The organism is Paenibacillus sp. MMS20-IR301, assembly GCF_032302195.1.
Lineage (GTDB): Bacteria > Bacillota > Bacilli > Paenibacillales > Paenibacillaceae > Paenibacillus_AQ.
On sequence record NZ_CP135275.1, the window covers coordinates 6,634,769 to 6,655,806 of the forward strand.

The window sequence follows — 21,038 nt, forward strand, 5'->3', positions numbered from 1 at the left end:
AGCTTGTACAGTCAATACACTATTTCCTTATTGTATATGAAAAACCAAGAAGCCCGCCACACCCGTACTTCCGGGCAGGCAGGCTTCTTGAATGATCCGGCTTAAGCAGGCTGCTTCACCTTAAAGACGCGGCGGACCAGCTTCGCCAGCTCCATCACAATAACAGCGGCTAATGCGAGGCCGGCTGCGGTCAGCCAGTGATCCATGCCGAAGGCGGCGGGAATCGAGAAGATCTCTCTGACCCCGGGCAGGACGGCTATGCCATAGAAAGCAAAGCAGACCAGAACGGCGCCAATTACATATTTGTTGCTGAAGAAACCGGCCTCCACCGAGGTCTGGCTGTTGGAGCGGGCGGCGAAGGTCTGCAGGGTACGTGCCAGAATCAGTGTGGTAAAGGCCATGGCGATACCCATCTCTCCGGAATGCTGCAGCCCGATATACTGGGAGATAATGACGGCAACCCCGATCAGCAGCCCGCGGGTGATGACAGCCTGCATCATGCCTCCGGCAAAGATGCCTTCATTAATATCCCTTGGCTTGCGGCTCATGACATCCGGCTCCGCCTTCTCCATCCCGAGGGCAATGGCTGGGAGGGAATCGTTCGCCAGGTTAATGAACAGCAGCTGGATCGCCGTGAACGGGTTAATCCAGTCGAAGATAAGCGCGAACAGGATGGCGATAATCGCGCCCAGATTGCCGGCGAACAGATATGCAATGGCCTTCTTGATGTTGTCGAACACGGTCCGGCCTACAGCTACGGCGTTGACTATGGAGACGAAGTTATCATCGGTCAGGATCATCGCTGCTGAATCCTTCGCGACATCTGTTCCGCTGCCCATGGCCACGCCGATGTCGGCCTGCTTCAGGGCCGGTGCATCATTGACACCGTCTCCGGTCATGGCTGTAATCTTGCCTTTACGCTGCCAGGCACGCACAATCCGGATCTTGTTCTCGGGAGAGACGCGGGCATAGACACCAATCTGCTCCAGCCGCTCATCCAGCTCCTCCTCAGACATGGCATCCAGCTCCTGGCCGGTGACGGCAATCTCGTGCTGCGCCATCAGTCCGATGTCCCGGCCAATTGCCTGGGCTGTGGTCTTATGGTCCCCGGTAATCATGATCGTGCGGATGCCGGCCTTGTTCGATTCGGCGATGGAGCCGTATACCGCTTCGCGCGGCGGGTCGATCATCGCCGACAGGCCGACCAGCACCAGGTTCTGCTCATCCTCAAGACCAACCTCAGTGAATGTATCCGGCACAGTCTTGTAGGCATATGCCAGCACCCGCAGGGCTCTGGCGGAGAACTGCTCGTTCGCTTCTGTGAAGCGCTCCAGCACTTCGGGAGTGAGCGGAACCTCGCGGCCGTCCAGCAGGACACGGGAGCATCTGCTGAAGAGCACATCCGGGCCGCCTTTGGTCAGCAGCGCTTTCTGGCCGCTGAAGGTATGCAGTGTCGTCATCAGCTTGCGCTCCGAATCGAACGGCAGCTCCGCTTCCCGCGGGAAGTTATCGCGGATCTCCCGGTAATCCCTGTCCTTGCTGTTGCTGAACGCGATCAGTGCAACCTCTGTCGGGTCGCCCAGCTCCTTGCCTTCTTCATTGATATTGGAGTCATTACAGAGAACGGCAATATGCAGCAGCTTGCGGGCTTCCTCCGACCATTCATCCGCCTGCAGGCTGAACTGCTCCTGCGGTCCTCCGGGCAGGAAATAATCGACAACCGTCATTTTATTCTGGGTCAGGGTACCGGTCTTGTCCGTACAGATTACACTGGTTGAGCCGAGTGCCTCAACCGCGGGCAGCTTGCGGATAATCGCATTCTGCCGGGCCATCTTATTGGTGCCTACGGAGAGGACGATCGTTACGATAGAGGACAGGGCTTCGGGAATGGCAGCTACAGCTACGGCCACAGCGAACATCAGGGCATTCAGAATGGCTTCGGTCGTATCCACTGTATCGCCTGAGAGCCATACACGCGCTGCCTGAATCGAGAAGATGAGCACGGACAGCAGCAGGACAGCGATGCCCAGCTTTTTGCCGAAGCTCTCCAGCTTGCGCTGCAGCGGTGTCTGCTTCGCTTCTGCACTTTCGATCAGGCCGGCGATCTTCCCGAGCTCGGTGCCGAGTGCGGTTCCGGTAATCACCAGCGTTCCCCGGCCGTAGACGACCAGTGAGCCGCTGAACGCCATATTCCGCCGGTCGCCCAGCGGTGCCTCTTGGGCAATCTGCTGGATATGCTTCTCGACAGCTTCCGATTCACCGGTCAGCATCCCTTCGTCAATCCGCAGGCTCCCGGATTCGATTACCCGCCCGTCAGCGGGTACATAGTCACCGGCCTCCAGCAGAACAATATCGCCGCGCACCAGCTCCCTTGCCGGTACGGAGAGCAGATTACCGTCCCGGAGTACCTTGGCTTCGGGAGCGGACATTTTGCGGAGGGCATCCAGCGAGCTTTCCGCCTTGCGGGTCTGGATTACACTGATAACAGCGTTCAGCAGCAGGACTACGAAGATAATAACCGATTCCATTACATGTCCCAGTACAATCTGAACCGTAGCCGCAATCAGCAGCACGATAACCATCGGATCCTTGAAATTCTCCAGGAACAGCTTCCAGAGCGGATCTTTCTGTTTGCCTTTTAATTCATTGTAGCCTTCCTTGGCCAGCCGGTTGTCCACTTCAGCAGACGTAAGCCCGCTGGCTGAGCTTTGGACTTCCTCAAGCGTGTCTGCTATACTGCTGCGGTAATACTCCATCAGATAGTGCTCCTCTCCGGTATTTTCTTGTCTGTATGGTTCAAATCTACGTGAGAATTTGCGGCAAGTTTCAACAAGGTTTCCTGCAGCGGCCTGGCCGATGCTATAGTTACTCTTAGGAATATACCCGTGCTTAAGCAGGAATAACCGTATATTCCGCGAATAATGTCATGATTGCCGGTATGTTGAGAGCAGGGCAGCGGAGACCAAATAGGAGGTTAAGTCATGTCCCTTGCGGGTGAAGAAAGAAAGCTAAGTATTATGAATCTGCTGAATGAATACGGTAAGGTCACTGCTGCTGATCTGGCGCGTATGTTCGAGGTTACCTCAGAAACGATCCGCAGAGATTTGGATGAGCTGGAGAAAGACAACAAACTCAAAAAAGTATACGGCGGGGCGATCAAGCCGAAGACAGAGGCAGAGCCGACGCTGGTTGAACGGTCATGCATTAACCAGGAGGCGAAGGAGAAGATCGGCTACCTGGCGTTTACATTGATAGATGACCATGATGTGATTTTTCTGGATGAAGGCACAACGCCGCTGCAGATGATCCCGTATATCGGGCAGAGAACAGGGGTTACGGTCCTGACAAGTTCGATCTCCGCGATGATGGCCTTAATTGAGCTTCAGAAACGGGAGCAGTTCGACGGTAAAATCATTATGCTCGGCGGCGTCGTGAGCGCGAAGCATCTGCGTGTATCGGGCGCTTTTACTGAGGCAGGCATGTCCGATCTGTTCGTCAATAAAGCCTTCGTTACGGTCGATGCCTTATCGGTGGAGCACGGGTTCACCAGCTATGATTATGAAAAAGCCGTGCTAACGCGCAAATGGATTCAGCAGTGTGACCTGTCTGTGGTGCTCGCGGATTCATCTAAATGGAATAAACGGTCGCTGGCCAAAATATGCGGGTTCGACAATGTGGATGTGGTGATTTCGGAGCTTGAGCCGCCTGAGGAGTGGAAGGACCGGCTGGAGCAGTCCGGTACCCGGTGGATGGCCCGGTGAGCTTTTGCCGGAGAAATAAGGATGTCCTAATCCGCCATTATCGTATAAAATAAATGGAATTACCTTAGGAAAGCGAGCTGATTACAGATGATGTCTGCACCGCGGTTTGAGAATGATGTACCAGTAGTTCTTCTCCCTTAACGGCAGAAAACTACAACTCCGTTAAGGACAAAGCGTGTCTAAACAAACGGAGGGTACAACTTGAAGAATACATTATTAGGGTCGTTATATTTATCGCTGGCCGCCAGCATCTGGGGCGGAATGTTCGTGGTTGTAAAGCATGTGGTGGACGTTGTGCCGCCGCTCGAATTAGTATGGATCCGCTATGTAATTGCCGCTGCTGCACTGCTGCTGATCGGGGTAATGACCCGGCAGTCCTGGCGGATTGCGGAACGGGATATACTGCTGATTGTCCTGATCGGACTGATCGGCAATACCCTGTCGATTGTCACCCAGGAGATTGGCACGATGCTCTCCACGGCGCAAATGGGTGCGATGATTACTTCTACAACACCGGCATTTATGGTGCTGTTTGCACGGATGGTCCTGAAAGAGAAGATTACATTCCGTAAAGCCTTCTCTATTGTTCTGGCCACCGTTGGGGTGGGGGTTATCGTCGGCAATGCCGGCATTGACCCATCCTTCCAGCTTGGCGGTATATCGCTGCTGGCAGCGGCGCTGACCTGGGCGCTGATGTCGGTGCTAATCAAAAAGGTGCCGGGACAATACTCTCAAATTGTCGTCACCTTCTACGCGGTTCTCGTCGCTGTTGCCCTGCTTACCCCGTTCACAATCGGCCGGCTGCCCGGGCTTGATCCTGCGGCTGTGCTGCATCCGTCGATTTGGGGCGGACTTCTGTACCTGGGATTTATCTCTACGGCCTGCGGCTTTCTGCTGTGGAACCGCGGACTGCAGATGCTGAAGGCTTCAAGCGGCGGTTTGTTTTTCTTTTTCCAGCCGGTTGTCGGCACGTTTCTGGGCTGGCTGCTGCTGGGGGAACAGATTGGCTTATCCTTCTGGGCGGGTACGGTATGTATCTTTGCAGGCGTGCTGTTAGTCATCCGGGAGCAATAAGCGGGCAGCGGCTGCTGCCGCGGTAAGAATAGGGTCGTCCTCAAGCTGAGGGCGGCCCTATTGCTGTTTCGGCGGAGCGGTGAATGGCGGCAACATTTCATATTGTAAATTCAGAGGACTGTCTGCAATACTATAAATATTGGAAACTGCGGACGGAGCGGACCTTATATGCAGTAGCAGGTGTCTTTTTGGCAGGCTAACGGACATCAGCGCAGTTATATGGAGGATTTTATTCATAAAATGCCCTCCGGAGCTTCGATAAGTGCACTACAGTCCGTTAGCCCGGCGAAAGAGGATATTTTGGCATAATAGGGTCTCCTGAGTCCGTAAGGATTCAGGATGATGGCAGGTGAAAGCGGGCTGCTGTTGATCAGACAATGGAAGCTAGGGAGGCAACTATGATTACCGAACTCACCAAATCACAATTGTATAAAGTGCAGCACCTTACAGACGCATGTAAAAATATTGAATGCCGCGCTATAGTTAACGGGATTAATCCCGGCAGGGTATATGCAGATGATCCTGCCGAGCCGGCCGCAGCGTTAATTTGGATTCAAGGGCAGCAGGGATTTCAGCTCATAGGCGATGCGCAGAGTCCGGTATTTGCCTGGAATCTGGAGGAATACATCAGAACCCGTATTGAACCGGAGCTGAGGGGGCAGGACATCCATTGGGTGGAAATAGGTGCGGACAAGGCCTGGGAGCACACGCTGCGGCAGATATTCAGAAGCCGTAATCTTTCGGCGGACGATCAGCATGTGTTCACTTTAGGGGAAATCCGGGGGCCGGTAGAATTGCCGGAGGATAGAGTAACTATTCGCAAGATTGATGCGGCCTTGCTGAAATCCGGACGGCTGGAGAATCATTCTTTTTTAGAGGAGAAAATACTGCATTTCTGGGACTCCGCCGACAGCTTCCTGCACCGGGGATTGGGCTATTTGGCAGAACACGATAATCAGGCGGTAAGCCTGGCCTTCTCGGCTTTTGCAGCGGGCCGGACGCATGCCATTGATATCGAGACCCTCGAAGAGTATAGACGGAATAATTACGGGACAGCGGTAGCTGCTGCACTGTTACAAGAATTCAGGGTGCAGGGAATTGAGCCGTACTGGGATTGCACCCCAGAGAATACAGGATCCATACGGATTGCAGAGGCGATCGGGATGGTGCATGATTTTGACTACCGGATTTTCTGGTACAGGTTCTGAGTATTGTTTGAAGAAGGGGTTGCCGTACAGGTACTACGCGCATAGGTTGGAAGCTGACAAAATGATTATAAGGACGCCAGGGCATAAATGCCTTGGCGTTTTTTTGCTGTTTTGCTTCAAGCAAAACAGAGGTCACTGGTTTAATTACCTCCTTGGTAGCAGAATGTATTCGGTTTTTCACATACAATTGGCAGATTACCTCTTTGGTAGCAGAATGTATTCGGTTTTCCGCATACAATTGGCAGATTACCTCCTTGGTAGCAGAATGTATTCGGTTTTTCGCATACAATTGCTCGAATTACCTTCGCGGTAGCAGAATGTATTCGGTTTTTCACATACATTGGTCGAATTACCTCCGCGGCAGCAGATATCAGCCGACCAGACCAGTTTCCTCCCTCCCGCCGCAAACTCTGGAAGACGTGTTTTGGGTAGAATCCAATAATAGTGGTATTTTTCCCAATAGGGGGTTCCTTATGCTGGAAGAGTTGTCGAACTATAATATGAATGCGGTTACATAAAACCGAGGAACGAACAAAAAGGGGAGGCAAAGTATGAAAAGTATGAAACGTGCGTTAGTCGGAATTTCTACATTGCTCGTAATGTCATCGGCTCTTGCAGCATGCGGCGGAAACAACAATTCCAGCTCATCCGGTGCGAATGCTACCACAGCTCCTGCAGCCACAACTGCGGCCGAGGCAACACCGGCTCCGGCAGCCGGAAGCGGGGAGAAGGTCACCATCAATCTCTGGAGCTTCACGGATGAAATTCCGAATATGACGAAAAAGTATATGGAAACTCATCCGGATGCGAATGTAGAGTTCAAGACTACTGTTATCGCAACTACGGACGGCGCCTATCAGCCGGCGCTTGATCAGGCGCTTGGTGCCGGGGGCAAGGATGCACCGGATATCTATGCGGCGGAATCCGCATTTGTACTCAAATATACGCAAGGTGATGCATCTACTTACGCAGCAAACTATGCCGACCTCGGTCTTGACGACCAGCTGGTGAAGGATGCGGGCATCGCCCAATATTCCGTGGATATCGGCAGTAAGGACGGGCAGCTGAAAGGGCTTGGTTATCAGGCAACTGGAGGCGCCTTCATCTACCGCCGTTCGATTGCGAAGGATGTCTTCGGAACGGATGACCCGGCTGCAATCAAGACGGAAGTAGGACCAGGCTGGGAGAAATTCTTCGAAGCGGCGGCTAAGCTCAAGGCTAAAGGCTATGGTATCGTATCCGGCGACGGCGATATCTGGCACCCGATCGAGAACAGCTCGGACAAGGGCTGGATTGTAGACGGCAAGCTGCATATCGATCCGAAGCGTGAAGAATTCCTGGATCTGTCCAAGAAGCTGAAAGACAACGGCTATCATAACGATACTACAGACTGGACGGAAGCCTGGTATGCGGATATGTCCGGTGCCGGCGCGCAGCCGATCTTCGGATTCTTCGGTCCCGCCTGGCTCATCAACTATGTCATGAACGGTCAAGTGAAAGATACGAACGGTGACTGGGCAGTTACTGAACCGCCAACAGGCTTCTTCTGGGGAGGTACCTGGCTGCTGGCTAACAACGAGGTTACCAAGGACGATGCAAAGAAACAAGCGGTTGCTGACTTCGTGAAATGGGTAACGCTGGACTCCTCCGAGACGGGCCTCCAGTACTACTGGGCTAACGGTACGATGAAGGAAGGCGAGCAGGGCACTAAGGACAGTGTGGCTTCTGCTGTGGTAATGTCGAATTCCAACGGTGAAGTTCCGCTGCTCGGCGGACAGAACATGTTCGATGTATTCGTTCCGGCGAATGCTAATGCATCCGGTAAAAATCTGACCCAGTTCGACGAAACCATCAACAAGCTCTGGCGTGATCAGGTACGTGAATACACCGCAGGCAATAAAGACCGGGCTAAAGCGATTGAAACCTTCAAGCAGCAGGTTAAAGACCAGCTTGGTATTGAAAGCGAATAAGAAGGAAGCGGAGGGGCGGGGGATTATCCCGCCCCTTCATATCAACGAATGAGGTGAGAGCAATGCGCCGCAAAGATGTCAGCTATGCGAAATATGGTTATATTTTTACCTTTCCGTTTCTGTTGGCTTTTCTGATTTTCTCGTTATATCCCATTTTATACACGGCAGTAATCGGGTTCACTGATATGAAGGGATTAATTCCGAAGCCGATTCATATTCTGGATAATCCCTTTCAGAATTTCAAGGATTTGCTCTTCGATAATCCTTCGTTCCGGAAGTCTCTGTTCAATACCGGTCTGCTCTGGCTCACTAACTTCGTTCCCCAGATGCTGCTGGCCCTCCTGCTGACCGCATGGTTCACGAACCGGCGCCTTAACATTAAGGGCCAAGGGTTGTTTAAGGTTCTGCTCTATATGCCGAATATTATTACTGCGAGCACGATTGCGGTGCTCTTTAGCACGTTGTTTGCTTATCCGATGGGGCCGGTAAACAGCTTGTTTCAAATGCTGGGCTGGACCGATGGTCCTATATTCTTCCTGCAGGATAAGACGACAGCACGCGGTATCGTATCGTTCATCCAGTTCTGGATGTGGTACGGCAATACCATGATCGTCCTGATCGCAGGCGTCATGGGGATTAATCCCGCACTTTTCGAGTCAGCAGCCATTGACGGTGCGAACGGCTTCCAAACGTTTTTCCGCATCACCCTGCCGAGCCTGCGCACGATATTGCTGTTCACACTGATTACATCAATGGTCGGCGGTTTGACCATGTTCGATATCCCGCAGCTGTTCCTCGCGGGCGGACCGGATGACTCCACACTTACCACGTCCATGTTCATATACGGGCAAGCGTTCAAAGGCAGCTATATGTATAACCGTGCGGCTGCAGCGAGCATGATTATGTTCTTGATTTCAGGGATACTGTCCTGCCTGCTGTTCTATGTCATGCGTGACCGTGACGCCTCACGACTGAAAAAAATACAGAAACAGAAATACAGAACCGCTGCTAAGTCAGCTGCGAGGGAGGTGTAGCACATGGAGAAAATTCAGGAAAGCGGTAAGGTTAGCCGGAGTATCAGCAAAACGGTCATCTATGTGGTCTGCATCCTCTTGGCGGTACTCAGCATCCTGCCGTTCTGGATTATGTTTGTAAACGCAACGCGTTCCACACCGGAGATTCAAAGCGGCTTGTCGCTGCTTCCTTCAAGCCATATGATGAGCAACCTGCAGGTGCTGCGCGATAAGAGCTTCGATGCGCTTCAAGGCTTCAAGAACTCATTTATTATCTCCAGCGCAGCAACGCTCTGTACGGTCTATTTCTCGTCACTTGCGGCCTATGGGCTTGTAACTTACAGCTGGAAGCTGCGCGGCCCATTCTTCACCTTCATTATGTGCGTCATGATGATACCGTCGCAGGCCAGCGCCATCGGCTTCTATCAGTTCATGTACAAGCTGCATTGGACGAACAACTTCCTGCCGCTCATTCTGCCGGCCATTGCAGCTCCGGCGGTAGTGTTCTTCATGCGCCAGTATTTGCTTGCTACGCTGTCGATAGAGATCGTGGAAGCCGCCCGTGTGGACGGCTCAGGTGAATTCCGCACATTCAACCGGATCATCCTGCCGCTAATGATGCCGGCTGTGGCAACGCAGGCAATCTTCGCTTTTGTAGCTAACTGGAACAACCTGTTCATGCCGCTGATCCTGCTGACGCAGAAAGAGAAATATACTATGCCGATCATGGTCAGCCTGCTGCGCGGGGACATCTACAAGATGGAGTTCGGTTCGATCTATATGGGGCTGTCGCTTACGGCCTTGCCGCTGTTCGTGGTGTACTTCCTGTTATCCCGTTATATTATTGCGGGTGTGGCGCTGGGCGGGGTGAAGGAATAGACTGGGGAAGGGGTTTGGAATAAGTAATCCGGATTCCATCCGAATAAAAGCCTGCCGGTTACTGCTGTATGCAGCAGCCGGCAGGCTTTTATTAATCTATGTACTTAAAAGTTATTTTTGAGCAAAGAGCTTTCATGATTGGTAATAATCAGTTCCTGCATGAATAATCCCTCATATACGGAAGAATTAAGTACAGCATTGGAATACTTTCGGATCAGGTTATCTACAATCCACAGCCCCAGCCCGCGTTCTTCTCCTTTGGTGGACCAGCCCTTTTCTTTGACATGCTGAATATTAACCGAGGCGGGAATATGATTAATTATATTCAGCCGGACCTCGCCGTTAACACTGCCCAGCTCAAGGCGGATCCGTTTCTCTGCACTTTCTGCTGCGGCCTCTATCGCATTATCCATGAGAATGCCTACGATCTCACACAGATCACTGACTCGCATTTTGATTTCATTAATCTGGTCGGAGATATATACCGAAACCTCAACGCCGCTTTCGCTGGCCTTTGTTAGTTTTGTCGACAGTATGGTGCTTAAGCCGGTGCTTTTAATATTCATCAGACTAAGCATGCCCATATGGTTATTTACTTGCTGGTGAGTGATTTCCTCGATATAACGCGTTAGTTCAGCCACCTCTCCTCTATTCGCATAGCCATAAATGACTGCAAGGGAGTTATCGTAATTATGCTTGAATCTGCGTAAATCCCCGGTCAGCGTCTCCAGCGTCTGATTGTAAAATTTCTGCAGCCCCAGCTCCTCCTCGAAATTATCTGTCTTCAGCACCCGGAGGGTGAAGAACAACATGAAGAGGGAATAAATGACGGTCAGGGCGAAGAAGCTGCCCATAAAGATCGAATCCTTCATTCCGTATATAAGCTCGGATTTCTCATATATTCTCAGCACCGCCGACAAAGTCGTCAGCAAAAATAAAAGGTTAACGAAGAAAAACATAAAGTATTTATTGCGGATATCTTCGGAGAAACGGACAACAGGTTTAACGAGCCAAATGACAATGAATATGACGCAGATCGTCAGCAGGTTCAAAGCGTTGCCCAGAATAAATGTAAATACATTCTCCATATCTATACTGATACTGAAGAAATACAATACAATCTTCGCGCAAAAGGCCGAGAGAATCGTCGCCAGCTGAAAGAGGAAAAAAATAATAATGGATTTCTTGTAGCCTAAATTAAAAAGCATGGAAGCAACTGAAACTACAACAATAGAAACAAGAATCGTCGAAAGGATCGGCAGGACAAATTCGGCCTCGCGAAAAACAACATATACCAGATAAAAGTCGGTTCCATACAGGAGCGAAGTAATTGCGGAGAACAGTACGATCTTGCCAAAATCACGTTTAATAGGAATAAGCACAGCAATTAGCAGACAATAGGTCAAACCGTCCAAAAAATTAATGATGTACCTGGATAGGATCAGTGCAGTCATTACTAGATCAGCCCTTGTTTATATTTTCTGCCAATGCCGCAGATATCTCCGGATTGAAAAACAATTTCCAGCGCGTTGAAGCGAACCTCTTTAATATGAAGCTTGTTGGCGATATAGCTCTTATGGCAGCGCACAAAGGAGGCTGTATCCGTCAATTTACTTTCAAAATAATCCAGTGACAGATAACAGGTGACATCGCCGTAAAGAGTATGGATCACCGATTTATTTCTGAATTTCTCAATGAAGATAATATCTGTTTTTTTGATCCGGTGTATATTGGTGCTGAATTTGATTTCGATGAAGTCTTCAGCCGGTAGAGCGGCGGAGCTGTGATCCGTGTGGTGCCTGTGAATGTCCGCAATACATTGCTTGAGCTTATTCCAGGCAACCGGTTTGGGGAGGTAATCAAAGGGCCGTACTCGGAAGGAATCGAGCAAATATTGGCTATTCTCTGTTATGAAGACAATATAGGACAAAGTACTGGTTTCCCTGATTTGTCTTGCCAGATCTAGCCCGTTTGTACTGGTGTTCAGATTGATATCTAGTAGGAATACATTCCCTGATCCTTGGGTGATATAAGGGGCAACCTTCACAGGATCATCAGTGGCCAGAGCAATATGTCCCGGAATGGACAGCTCCGTAAGGATTTCTTTGACCCAGCCTGCAATAAGTTCCAAATAAATCTCGTTGTCTTCACAAATGATAAATTCCAGCATGAGCATCACCGTTATAGTACTTTCTATATGATAGATATATGAATAAATTGTAATGAATTCCCACGATTTATTCAATCTATATTTGTAAAAAGAAGGTACAAACAGCATGGAAAAAATGACAAAAAACGAACTATTCAAGATAGCACCCTTATTTAACCGTATGTACCGGATGTATATATTCGCATAAATGCATTTGTTATAATTTTCACTAGTACAGTTACAAGTAGTCTGATTAGCCTACTTTACAGCTGATATTACCTGTTTTTCACGTCATTACATAACTTTATTTTACATATTATGATATAAATTCTTATTATGTCTAATTGTCGAATGAAGGAGGGACCTGCATATCATTGTATTTTCCTGTGGCTTATGTGTTGAGGTGTAGCCGGGGCTGAACATGTAAATGCAAAGGTATAGTGAATATGGCCTACATATACGAAGCCGTAAGTCTTCAGAACAGAAGAAAGTCGAATATGGACAGTCTGGTCGTCTGTGAACGGGTTGTCGGAGGAAGAAAAGCTTTGCTCGCAGTAGTCTGTGATGGGGTTGGAAGCATGTCGGACGGAGGAGTCGCAAGCTCAAGTGCGGTACGGCTGCTTAGCGGGTGGTTTAACAATCTCGGCCATACGGAACGTGTCGGTCTCCGGATGCGGGATGAGGTCTTATTAATCAATACTTACATAATGAATCTGGCAAGCAGTCAGGGACTGAATACAGCAACAACACTATCGGCGCTGCTCTTGATTGAAGAACAGTATTGTATTGTTCATTCCGGGGACAGCCGGATCTATTGCCTTAGTGAGGCCCGGGGGCTGATGCAGCTGACGGCCGATGATGTTTCCGATACAGGCAGGCTGACTTCTTATATTGGCCATAAAAGCAACCCTGTATTGCATTACGCTGAAGGAACGGCTCCCGGCAAGGTATTTCTGCTGTGCTCAGACGGACTTTATAAGCGGCTCAACACAGATTTGCTTACTCCACATACGAATTTCAGTAACCGGAAATCCATGCAAAGGACTATTAAAGTCCTAACGAATTATGTCATTGAGCATGGTGAGGAAGACAATATATCCGTAGCGTTCGTAAAAATAGAAAGTTGAGGAATATATTATGAAAATTCAACTGCTTGTAGCCTTGAGTGACGGAGACTATACCGAGCATCTGTCGGCTGTTCTGGCTGAGAAGCACGCTGATACGTTTGAAGTTTCCGTATGTACCTCCAGAGTTTTGTTTGACGACATGCTCGAAAGACGTAAATTTGATGTTGCACTGCTCGAGCCGTCGCTGGCTGCCGGTGCGAATCTGCAGAACATCCGGCTCCCGCTTATGGTGTGGGATGGAGCTTCAGCAGAATCTGCTACGGACAGCAGCCTGCGGCCTATCCGTAAATATCAGCGCATTTCCGAGATTACCAGAGATCTGCTGGAGCAATATGCTGAAGTTGCCTCTGTGACAGGCGGCTTCGGCTCTGGAAGCGGGAATATAACGGTAGTCTGGTCCCCGGCGGGCGGAACCGGCAAAACAACGGTTGCCCTTGCTTATGCAGCCCAAAGAGTCGGCGGCGGCAAACAGGTGACCTATCTGGATCTGGAGTATTTCTCGAGTACTTTTGCATACTTCGCTGAGACAGGAAAGAGCATTAGCAGAGCCTTTGAACGGATTGACGGCAATCTTGAAATTCTGCTGAAGAGCATCAGGCAGCAGGATAACGGTTCAGGTATTACCTACTTTCAGCCGCCGGAAAATTATGATGATATGAATGAGCTGACGGTTGAGGACATCGTTGTACTGGCCAGAGCCTGTGCCAAAGGGGTGGATGAACTTGTCATTGACCTGCCGAGTGTGTGCGACAAACGGACCAGGCAGCTTATGGACATTGCTGACAAAGTATTGCTTGTCACCGACTATTCCCGCACAGCCCAAGTGAAGCTGGATCAGTTCCTTGCCCAGCATAATGTCTTTGAGCGGATCCGGGCCAAAACAAGGCTTGTAGCCAACAAGGGTGCCAAGCTTGGTAAGCTTCCTATCGAAGTGATGTACAGCCTGCCTTATGTGCAGCTGGGGGACACCGTTGATGTGTATAAGACCCTTTCAGGTTGTACCCTTCAGGGTATGGGAGTGCATGCATGAGCGATAAAATCCGTAACGATTTGATCGGCGTATTGAAATCTGAAATTCAGAATCATGCCGATTTGACGATTCTGAGCGACGAAGACCTTCAGTCGCTGATTACGAAGGCACTGGACAACAAAATTGACTGGGCGCGGGCAAACAGCCCTGAAGCATTCCGTGAGCTTGCGGCGCTTAACTTCAAAGAGAAGAAGCTGATCGCCGGTGCTGTATATGAAGCAATACGCGGCTTAGGGGTACTTGGCCAGATTATTGCCGATCCCGATGTAACAGAGGTAATGATCAACGGCTATCAGGATATTTTCATTGAAAAAGCCGGGAGGCTCTACAAGGATGAACGCCAGTTCGAAAGCCGCCGCGAGCTTGAGATTATTATTGCCAAGTTCGTCTCCATGGCTGGCCGGCAAGTTAATGAAAGCGAACCGATTGTCGACACCCGGCTGGATGACGGCTCACGCGTCAACGTGGTCATGCAGCCCGTTGCGCTGAACGGCCCGATCGTTACGATCCGCCGCTTTCCCAAAGAGGCAATGACCGTCCAGAAGCTGATTCAGTACGGCTCCATTACACCCGAGATTGCTGAAGTGCTGGAGCTGCTGGTGAAATGCAAATACAACATCTTCGTCAGCGGAGGAACCGGCAGTGGCAAGACCACCTTTCTTAATGCATTGTCCAACTTCATTCCGCGTGATGAACGGATCATCACGATCGAGGACTCGGCGGAGCTGCAGATTAAGAATATCGATAACCTGGTCCGGCTGGAGACGCGCAATGCAGGCCCGGACGGCAAAGGGGCGATAACCATCCGGGACTTAATTAAGTCTGCACTGCGGATGCGGCCGGAACGGGTCGTGGTCGGGGAAGTCCGCGGAGCAGAGGCGCTGGATATGCTGCAGGCGATGAATACAGGCCATGACGGCTCCCTCTCTACCGGGCATGCCAACTCGACCTTCGATATGCTCAGCCGGCTGGAGACCATGGTCCTTCAGGGAGCAGAAGGGCTGCCGCTGGAGGCGATCCGGCAGCAGATTTCCTCTGCTGTAGATATTATTATCCACCTCTCCCGCCTGCGGGATAAGAGCCGCAAAACGGTTGAAATCGTGGAAATCTTAGGTTATGACCCGGAGAACCGGCGAATTATGACGAATGTGTTATACGAGTTCCGGGAAACGAAGACAAACGACAGTGCCCGAAACAAAGTAGTAGGCTCGCTTGTCCGTACGGATAAACCAATGCAAAATACTCAAAAACTCGAAAATGCCGGGATCGACCGGGTCATATAGGAGACTATGCTGTGGAGAATAATATTTTCGTTCCCTCAGAGAACACGCACGGGGTGCAATATCAGCAGCAAGGCAGACGAGTGTATGCGCCGGACTATACCGTTACTCCATCAGGAACACTCGATCACATCGCAGCATTTCTAATTGGCTTTACTGCAGGCGGGGCTGTACTGTTCATATTCTACAAAATCATCCTGCTGTCTGTTATAGGCGGAGTGCTATTCGGTACCGTCAACATCTTTTTGGCTGCGCAGGGTGCGGTCAAGAAGCGCAGATATAAGCTGCGCGTACAATTCTTCGACCTGCTTGAAGCACTTTCAGTAGCGATGAGGGCGGGCAATCCGCCGCTTAAGGCCCTGCAGAGTGCACGCGAAGATCTGTTGCTCATCTATCCGGAGAGCAGTGACATTATTACAGAGCTTGAGATTATTATCGGCAAGTTCAATAATGCTGTGCCGTTGTCTGAAGCGTTCACCGACTTTGCAGAGCGCTGCGGGCTTGAGGATGTGTTCAGCTTCGCCTCCATCTACGCTACGATCGAAGGGAAATCAAGCAGAACGGATGAGATTGTCCGGGAAACCAAGCAGATCATTTCTGACAAGATGGAAATTGAAATGGAAATTGATACCCTGATGACTGCAGCCAAATCGGAAGTCAATATTATGCTGCTGATGCCGCTGGTCGTGCTGGGCGTTATCGGTTACGCCGGTGCGGGGTTCATGGATGCGATATACACTACCGGGATGGGACGTCTTGTCTCAACCGGAGGGCTGATCGTATTCATCATCAGCTTCGCAATGGCCCGTAAGTTCAGTAACGTCAAGCTATAGGAGGAGACAGAATTGCTGATTATCGTGATGACTCTGGCGACGCTTCTTGCAGCTGTATGGTTTGTTCTGCTGGCAATGGTGTCTAAGGAGGACTGGATCGCTGCAGCCTACAATAAAGTACTCGATAACCGGAATGCGGCGGAGAAGCTTGGCCGGAAGGATCTTGCGAATGCCGGTAAGCTGGCAGAGTATCACGGCTTGGCCGGAGCAGTGATGCGATTACTTCTCGGCGGCAACTCGGATAAGAAGATTGCCAAGCTGAAGCGGGATAGCGACCGTCTGCAAAACGGTGATCTGAAAGGCCTTAACATATTTATTATGCCAGGCTATGTCCTGCAGCGTAAATTTGAGGCTATCGGACGCGGAGGAGTGCACAAAGCAATCCTGCTGAAGAACTTTGAGCTGCACGGCAAAAAGCATGCAGCCAACAAGACCAAACAGCTGCTGGCCAAGCTGCTGTCCTTCCCGATTATCGGGGTGTCTTTGTCGCTCTCTATCGGAGCAATGGCTATTGGTATGGGGAACACGACCGGCGGTCTGGCGGTGCTAACAGTCGGAACATTGCTGGTACTGTTCCTGGTATATGCGCTGTACGATGAAGTAAGCGACCAGGTCAATAAGCGGCGGGCAGCCATTGCCAGGCAGTTCCCCAATGTGGTCTCCAAGCTGGCGCTGCTGGTTACATCAGGCATGATTGTGGACAGGGCATGGAAGGAAACGGCTGCCAGCCAGGAATCCGAACTATATCAGGAAATGCGCAGAACCTCAGAGGAGCTGGATAATCTGGTTACCCCCGAGCTGGCCTACAGCAACTTCATTAACCGCTGCAACACGAAAGAGACAGCCAAGCTTGCTTCAGCCATTATGCAGAACTTGTCCAAGGGTAATGCCGAAATCGGATTTCTGCTGAAGCAAATGGCCAAGGAAGCCTGGCAGGAGCGCCGGCATACGGCAAAGCGGGACGCTGAGAAGGCCAACTCCAAGCTGATGATCCCAACGATGCTGCTGTTTCTTGCCATCCTTGTAATGCTTATGGTGCCAGTCGCTATGAACTTTAATGTTCTATAGCGTAAGTACATAGAACCCAAATGAAAAGGAGGATAAACCTATGATGGAAACATTCAGAAATTATTCGATATCCGCTTACCTATCAGTTAAGGAGGGTATCCGCAGCTTCAAGGAAGACGAGCGCGGACTGTCTGGGGTGGTAGTGGCAGTGTTATTGATTCTTGTAGCGGTACTTGCAATTGTATTTCTTTGGAGCAGTCTAAGTGATTGGCTTGAGAAATTGTGGGAAAAAATAACAGGTGCAGGTAATGGTATCGAAGGTATTAAATAATTAGCTTTGAAATTAATTAAAGGAGGTGGCCGTTCTGAAAAACCTGAAAAGCCTTTGGAAGGATACCAAGGGAGATGCGGTGGTCGAAGCGGCCATCCTTTTTCCTGTTATGATTATGATTTTTGCCGCACTAGTACTGCTGGCGATGTATTTGCCTACAAGAGCTGTACTGCAGCGCTCCACCCAGATTGCAGCTACGGCTATTGCTACCGAACGCAGTGATACCTGGCTGACCTATGATGAGCAAGCGCTGGATTACAAGTGGAAAACGAAGCGGAGTCAACTAGATAACGTGTATGCTGCTGCCGTCAAGTCCTTCTTCTCCGGAGAAGCCTCCGGAAAGGCAGAGACTATAGTCAAGAATGCCGGGAAGCGGGGAATTATCTCCCCGAAGGGGACACTCACCGTCCAGTACGGTGTTGCGAATTACATTGTCTACAAAGAAATTGTTGTGACAGCTACCCAGATTATACCTATGCCTGTTAATTTATCATTCATCGGGTTTCCCACAGAACTTCCCGTTACAGTAACATCTACGGCTACTGTACAAAATGGCGATGAGTTTGTACGCAATATGGATTTAGCAGATGGCTTTGTCAAATACATAGATAAAAAATATGAAATCTCAACAAATGAAGTATTCCAGAAGGTAAGCGAAGTTATAGGCAAATTCAATGAATTTCTTGGCATATAGGAGAGAACAGGGATGCAAAGGTTTCTGCGCGATTGTAATGCTGCGGTAACAGTGTTTGTGACACTCCTGCTGATACCGGCGATCTTGGTCAGCGGCACGGCAGTGGACTTGGCCCGGATCTATACGGCCAAAAGTATTGTTCAGGATGCTAATCAACTTGCTGCCAATTCAGTGCTGGCCAGCTATGAGGCAATGCTTCAGGATCTGTACGGCGTATTCGGAGTCATGCAGGATGATCCGATTTTGGGTGGCATGCTGGATGAATATATACAGGTTACGGTGTTCGGAGAGGACTGGAAGAAAACAGGCTCCGGCACATTCCAGTTGTTCTATGGGTCCAACCTGCAGCCGGCGGTTGTCAGTCCGGCGAGGGAGCAGAATCTCCGCAATGTTGAGGTGCTGCGGCGCCAGATTGAGGAATATGCCAAATACCGTGCTCCGGTAGTTATTGTTCAGGATATATTGGACAGAATCGAGAGCTTCAAGAAGGTGAAGCATGACGCGGAAGCGATCGACATAAAAATGCAGATTGACAGCAAAATCGGCGAGATCGATAAGCTGTACAGACAGATATTCAGTCTGATTCAGGAGATTAACGGTTATCAGACCGCAGAAGACAAAGCCTTCGGCTCTATAAATAACATTCTGGACGAAATTAACCAGCAACTGCAGATGCTGAGGGGCACGCGTAGTGATTATACAGGCAGCTTCAATGCCGGTGACACAGAGGCGGCAGCTGACCATGAACACAAATATAACGCGATAAAAAGTAATATCAGGGCGCTCATTGCGGGCGGAACAGTACTCACCCAGTGGCAGCCCGGCACTCCCGGCAGCCCGGGCAGTCCCGGTAGACCGGGTACTCCTGCAAGACCAGGCGTTCCGGCTACTCCTGCCATTCCCGCTGTTCCGGCCACCCCGGCTACTTCCGGCAGCTGGCTGGGCAGCCGCCACAGTAATGGCCTCACTGCTGCCATTGGTGACGGCAAGTCCTCCTTAAAGACCTATAAGGATAAGCTGGATATCTTGGTTCAGAAATGTACAGAAGCTGATATCAAGAAGCAAGAGCTGTCCCGCCTTGTGGATGAGCTGGACCAGAAGCTGAACAGCGGGGAATGCACGGAAGAGTTAGAAAGGAAAATGGGCTTATTAGTTGCAGATTACCGCAGTCTGCTGAAGTACGAGCTGAAGAAGATGGCGGAGGCGATGCAAGCCAAGGACGGTCCTTATATAGATAGCGTAATAGCCAAGCTTGATGAAGTCAGTTACGGGAATATAGCAACTAATTCTCCTAGGATCTCAAAGGAAAACTTGCAAATGCTGAGTGCGATTGCAGAGTATGATATTGATTTTGAAATAATTAACAGGCTGAATCCTGGCCGTCCCGATCCGCTTACTCCATTAGCCGGGCTGGGGAGCAGCCAATACCGGTACCCGGTGCCGCGAGGCTTCGTCCTGTTCCAGAGCCCGGTCTTCTCCAGTACGGATAACCCGGGGTTCTATAGCGTTTTAAGCCTGTGGTATACAAGCAGTTCGGGCTCGACCCAGCAGCAAAGAGATAACGCTACGGATAATATTACGGGAATCATTGGAGAGGTGCAGGATTTTTTAGAAGGACTACTGGTTTATGATCCTGATCCCGGTGCTGAATATTACAAGCCGCAAAGTGGTGAAAGTCAGGGCTCATTCGGTACTCCCGGGACCGGAGCAGATGAGATGGCCTCATTCGGAACCGACGGGAACTGGGATGAAGAAGGCGTGGGCATGGAGAAGACAAGAGAGGCGCTGGGCAGCAGTATTTTCAGCCAAATCGGTGAGGCCATGGGGAAGGTCGGCGATAAAATCCTCTTGCTGACCTATGACAGCGAAATGTTCTCAAACTGGACTACGAGTTTTGAGGAGGATCCTATAACCATGTCTGGTGCCCCGCTGGGGAAGGATATCAATTATTTCTACAAGTCAGAGCAGGAATATCTCATTCATGGCGACGCAGGTAACGCCGCCGCTAACCTGAAGGCTGTCGCGGGATTAACCTTGCTGGTGCGCTTTGTGTTTAACTATACTTCCACATTCATCGTGCCTGAGGTTAAGGCGGAGATACTGGAGATCAAAGCGATGTTTACAGCAGTGCCGCCGTTTGCGGTGTTTATCAGCGAGCTGGCACGGGTTGGATATGCATTATGTGAATCGGCGTACGATCTGTCCCGGCTGAGAAATAATAAAAAAGTGGTCCTGCTGAAGATGGATTCGGCTGACTGGACCTTTAGCCTGAAGGGGTTAATCAGTAAACTTGCAGAGCCGAAGGGCAAAGGTACAGCCGTGTCGTTAAGTAAGCAAGAGGATACTATAGCCGTTAAAAATGATGAGAAGGGCCTGAGCTACAGCGATTATTTGAAGCTCTACCTGTTATTCGTGAACGGGGACACGCTTGCCGCCCGGACGGCGGATCTGATCTCCTTGAATATGACCAACAAGAAGCTGGGACTGGAGGCTGATGAGGCTGCCATGGCTGGTGCGGAGCTCTTTGATCTTCAAAAGGCTATTACCGGCTTCAGTATACAATCGACAGTAGATTTAAGAATGCTGTTCCTGTCCATGCCGTTTGCCCAGAAGGGTGTTAATGGTGTGGTTCCGCCGAAGACGCTTCCTATTAACGTTACGGACTACAGGGGGTACTAGCC

The 21,038-nt window shown here is 50.3% G+C and carries 17 protein-coding genes; 14 read left to right on the forward strand and 3 right to left on the reverse strand.

Going from position 1 to position 21,038, the window contains the following annotated elements; genetic code table 11:
* Positions 1-101: 101 nt before the first annotated feature.
* Complete coding sequence (locus tag LOS79_RS28620; RefSeq protein WP_315414162.1) at positions 102-2,756, reverse strand: cation-translocating P-type ATPase; 2,655 nt, start codon at positions 2,754-2,756, stop codon at positions 102-104.
* Positions 2,757-2,981: 225 nt separating this feature from the next.
* On the opposite strand from LOS79_RS28620, the gene LOS79_RS28625 reads away from it, so the two are divergent.
* From LOS79_RS28625 to LOS79_RS28650, 6 genes are all read left to right on the forward strand, one after another.
* Complete coding sequence (locus LOS79_RS28625) at positions 2,982-3,761, forward strand: DeoR/GlpR family DNA-binding transcription regulator (RefSeq protein ID WP_315414164.1); 780 nt, start codon at positions 2,982-2,984, stop codon at positions 3,759-3,761.
* Positions 3,762-3,962: 201 nt separating this feature from the next.
* The gene (locus tag LOS79_RS28630) at positions 3,963-4,835 is read left to right on the forward strand and encodes a DMT family transporter (protein WP_315414166.1); all 873 of its coding nucleotides are present in this window, start codon (positions 3,963-3,965) and stop codon (positions 4,833-4,835) included.
* A gap of 398 nt (positions 4,836-5,233) precedes the next feature.
* Complete coding sequence (locus LOS79_RS28635; RefSeq protein ID WP_315414168.1) at positions 5,234-6,043, forward strand: GNAT family N-acetyltransferase; 810 nt, start codon at positions 5,234-5,236, stop codon at positions 6,041-6,043.
* Between the two features lie 551 nt (positions 6,044-6,594).
* Positions 6,595-8,013 (forward strand): ABC transporter substrate-binding protein, encoded by a 1,419-nt coding sequence (locus LOS79_RS28640; RefSeq protein WP_315414170.1) that lies wholly within the window; start codon positions 6,595-6,597, stop codon positions 8,011-8,013.
* Between the two features lie 62 nt (positions 8,014-8,075).
* Positions 8,076-9,047, forward strand: coding sequence for a carbohydrate ABC transporter permease (locus LOS79_RS28645; protein WP_315414171.1), 972 nt, complete (start codon positions 8,076-8,078; stop codon positions 9,045-9,047).
* 3 nt (positions 9,048-9,050) lie between these two features.
* Positions 9,051-9,905 carry a carbohydrate ABC transporter permease gene (locus LOS79_RS28650; RefSeq protein WP_315414173.1) on the forward strand — a complete coding sequence of 285 codons (855 nt, stop codon included), beginning with the start codon at positions 9,051-9,053 and terminating at the stop codon, positions 9,903-9,905.
* A 104-nt stretch (positions 9,906-10,009) separates the two neighbouring features.
* On the opposite strand, the gene LOS79_RS28655 is transcribed toward LOS79_RS28650, so the two are convergent.
* Both LOS79_RS28655 and LOS79_RS28660 read right to left on the reverse strand, forming a co-directional pair.
* Positions 10,010-11,359: a sensor histidine kinase gene (locus LOS79_RS28655; RefSeq protein ID WP_315414174.1), complete on the reverse strand. Its 1,350-nt coding sequence runs from the start codon at positions 11,357-11,359 to the stop codon at positions 10,010-10,012.
* Positions 11,360-11,361: 2 nt separating this feature from the next.
* Positions 11,362-12,183, reverse strand: coding sequence for a LytR/AlgR family response regulator transcription factor (locus LOS79_RS28660; protein WP_315422494.1), 822 nt, complete (start codon positions 12,181-12,183; stop codon positions 11,362-11,364).
* A gap of 368 nt (positions 12,184-12,551) precedes the next feature.
* Here LOS79_RS28660 and LOS79_RS28665 point away from each other — a divergent pair, with 368 nt between their 5' ends.
* From LOS79_RS28665 to LOS79_RS28700, 8 genes are read left to right on the forward strand one after another with little or no spacing between them, the layout of a single operon-like run.
* Positions 12,552-13,181 carry a PP2C family protein-serine/threonine phosphatase gene (locus LOS79_RS28665; RefSeq protein WP_315414175.1) on the forward strand — a complete coding sequence of 210 codons (630 nt, stop codon included), beginning with the start codon at positions 12,552-12,554 and terminating at the stop codon, positions 13,179-13,181.
* Between the two features lie 10 nt (positions 13,182-13,191).
* The gene (locus LOS79_RS28670) at positions 13,192-14,211 is read left to right on the forward strand and encodes a division plane positioning ATPase MipZ (protein WP_315414176.1); all 1,020 of its coding nucleotides are present in this window, start codon (positions 13,192-13,194) and stop codon (positions 14,209-14,211) included.
* A complete protein-coding gene (locus LOS79_RS28675; protein WP_315414177.1) occupies positions 14,208-15,494 on the forward strand; it encodes a TadA family conjugal transfer-associated ATPase in 1,287 nt (428 codons plus the stop codon). Before LOS79_RS28670 ends, LOS79_RS28675 begins: the two co-directional genes overlap by 4 nt.
* Positions 15,495-15,505: 11 nt before the next feature.
* Entirely contained in the window at positions 15,506-16,324 is an 819-nt protein-coding gene (locus LOS79_RS28680) for a type II secretion system F family protein (RefSeq protein ID WP_315414178.1), read from the forward strand.
* Between the two features lie 12 nt (positions 16,325-16,336).
* The gene (locus tag LOS79_RS28685) at positions 16,337-17,392 is read left to right on the forward strand and encodes a type II secretion system F family protein (protein WP_315414180.1); all 1,056 of its coding nucleotides are present in this window, start codon (positions 16,337-16,339) and stop codon (positions 17,390-17,392) included.
* A gap of 40 nt (positions 17,393-17,432) precedes the next feature.
* The gene (locus LOS79_RS28690) at positions 17,433-17,663 is read left to right on the forward strand and encodes an archaellin/type IV pilin N-terminal domain-containing protein (RefSeq protein ID WP_315414181.1); all 231 of its coding nucleotides are present in this window, start codon (positions 17,433-17,435) and stop codon (positions 17,661-17,663) included.
* Between the two features lie 25 nt (positions 17,664-17,688).
* On the forward strand, positions 17,689-18,357 hold the full coding sequence (locus LOS79_RS28695) for a TadE/TadG family type IV pilus assembly protein (protein WP_315414182.1): 669 nt from the start codon (positions 17,689-17,691) through the stop codon (positions 18,355-18,357).
* 12 nt (positions 18,358-18,369) lie between these two features.
* Entirely contained in the window at positions 18,370-21,036 is a 2,667-nt protein-coding gene (locus tag LOS79_RS28700; RefSeq protein WP_315414183.1) for a DUF5702 domain-containing protein, read from the forward strand.
* Positions 21,037-21,038 lie beyond the last annotated feature (2 nt).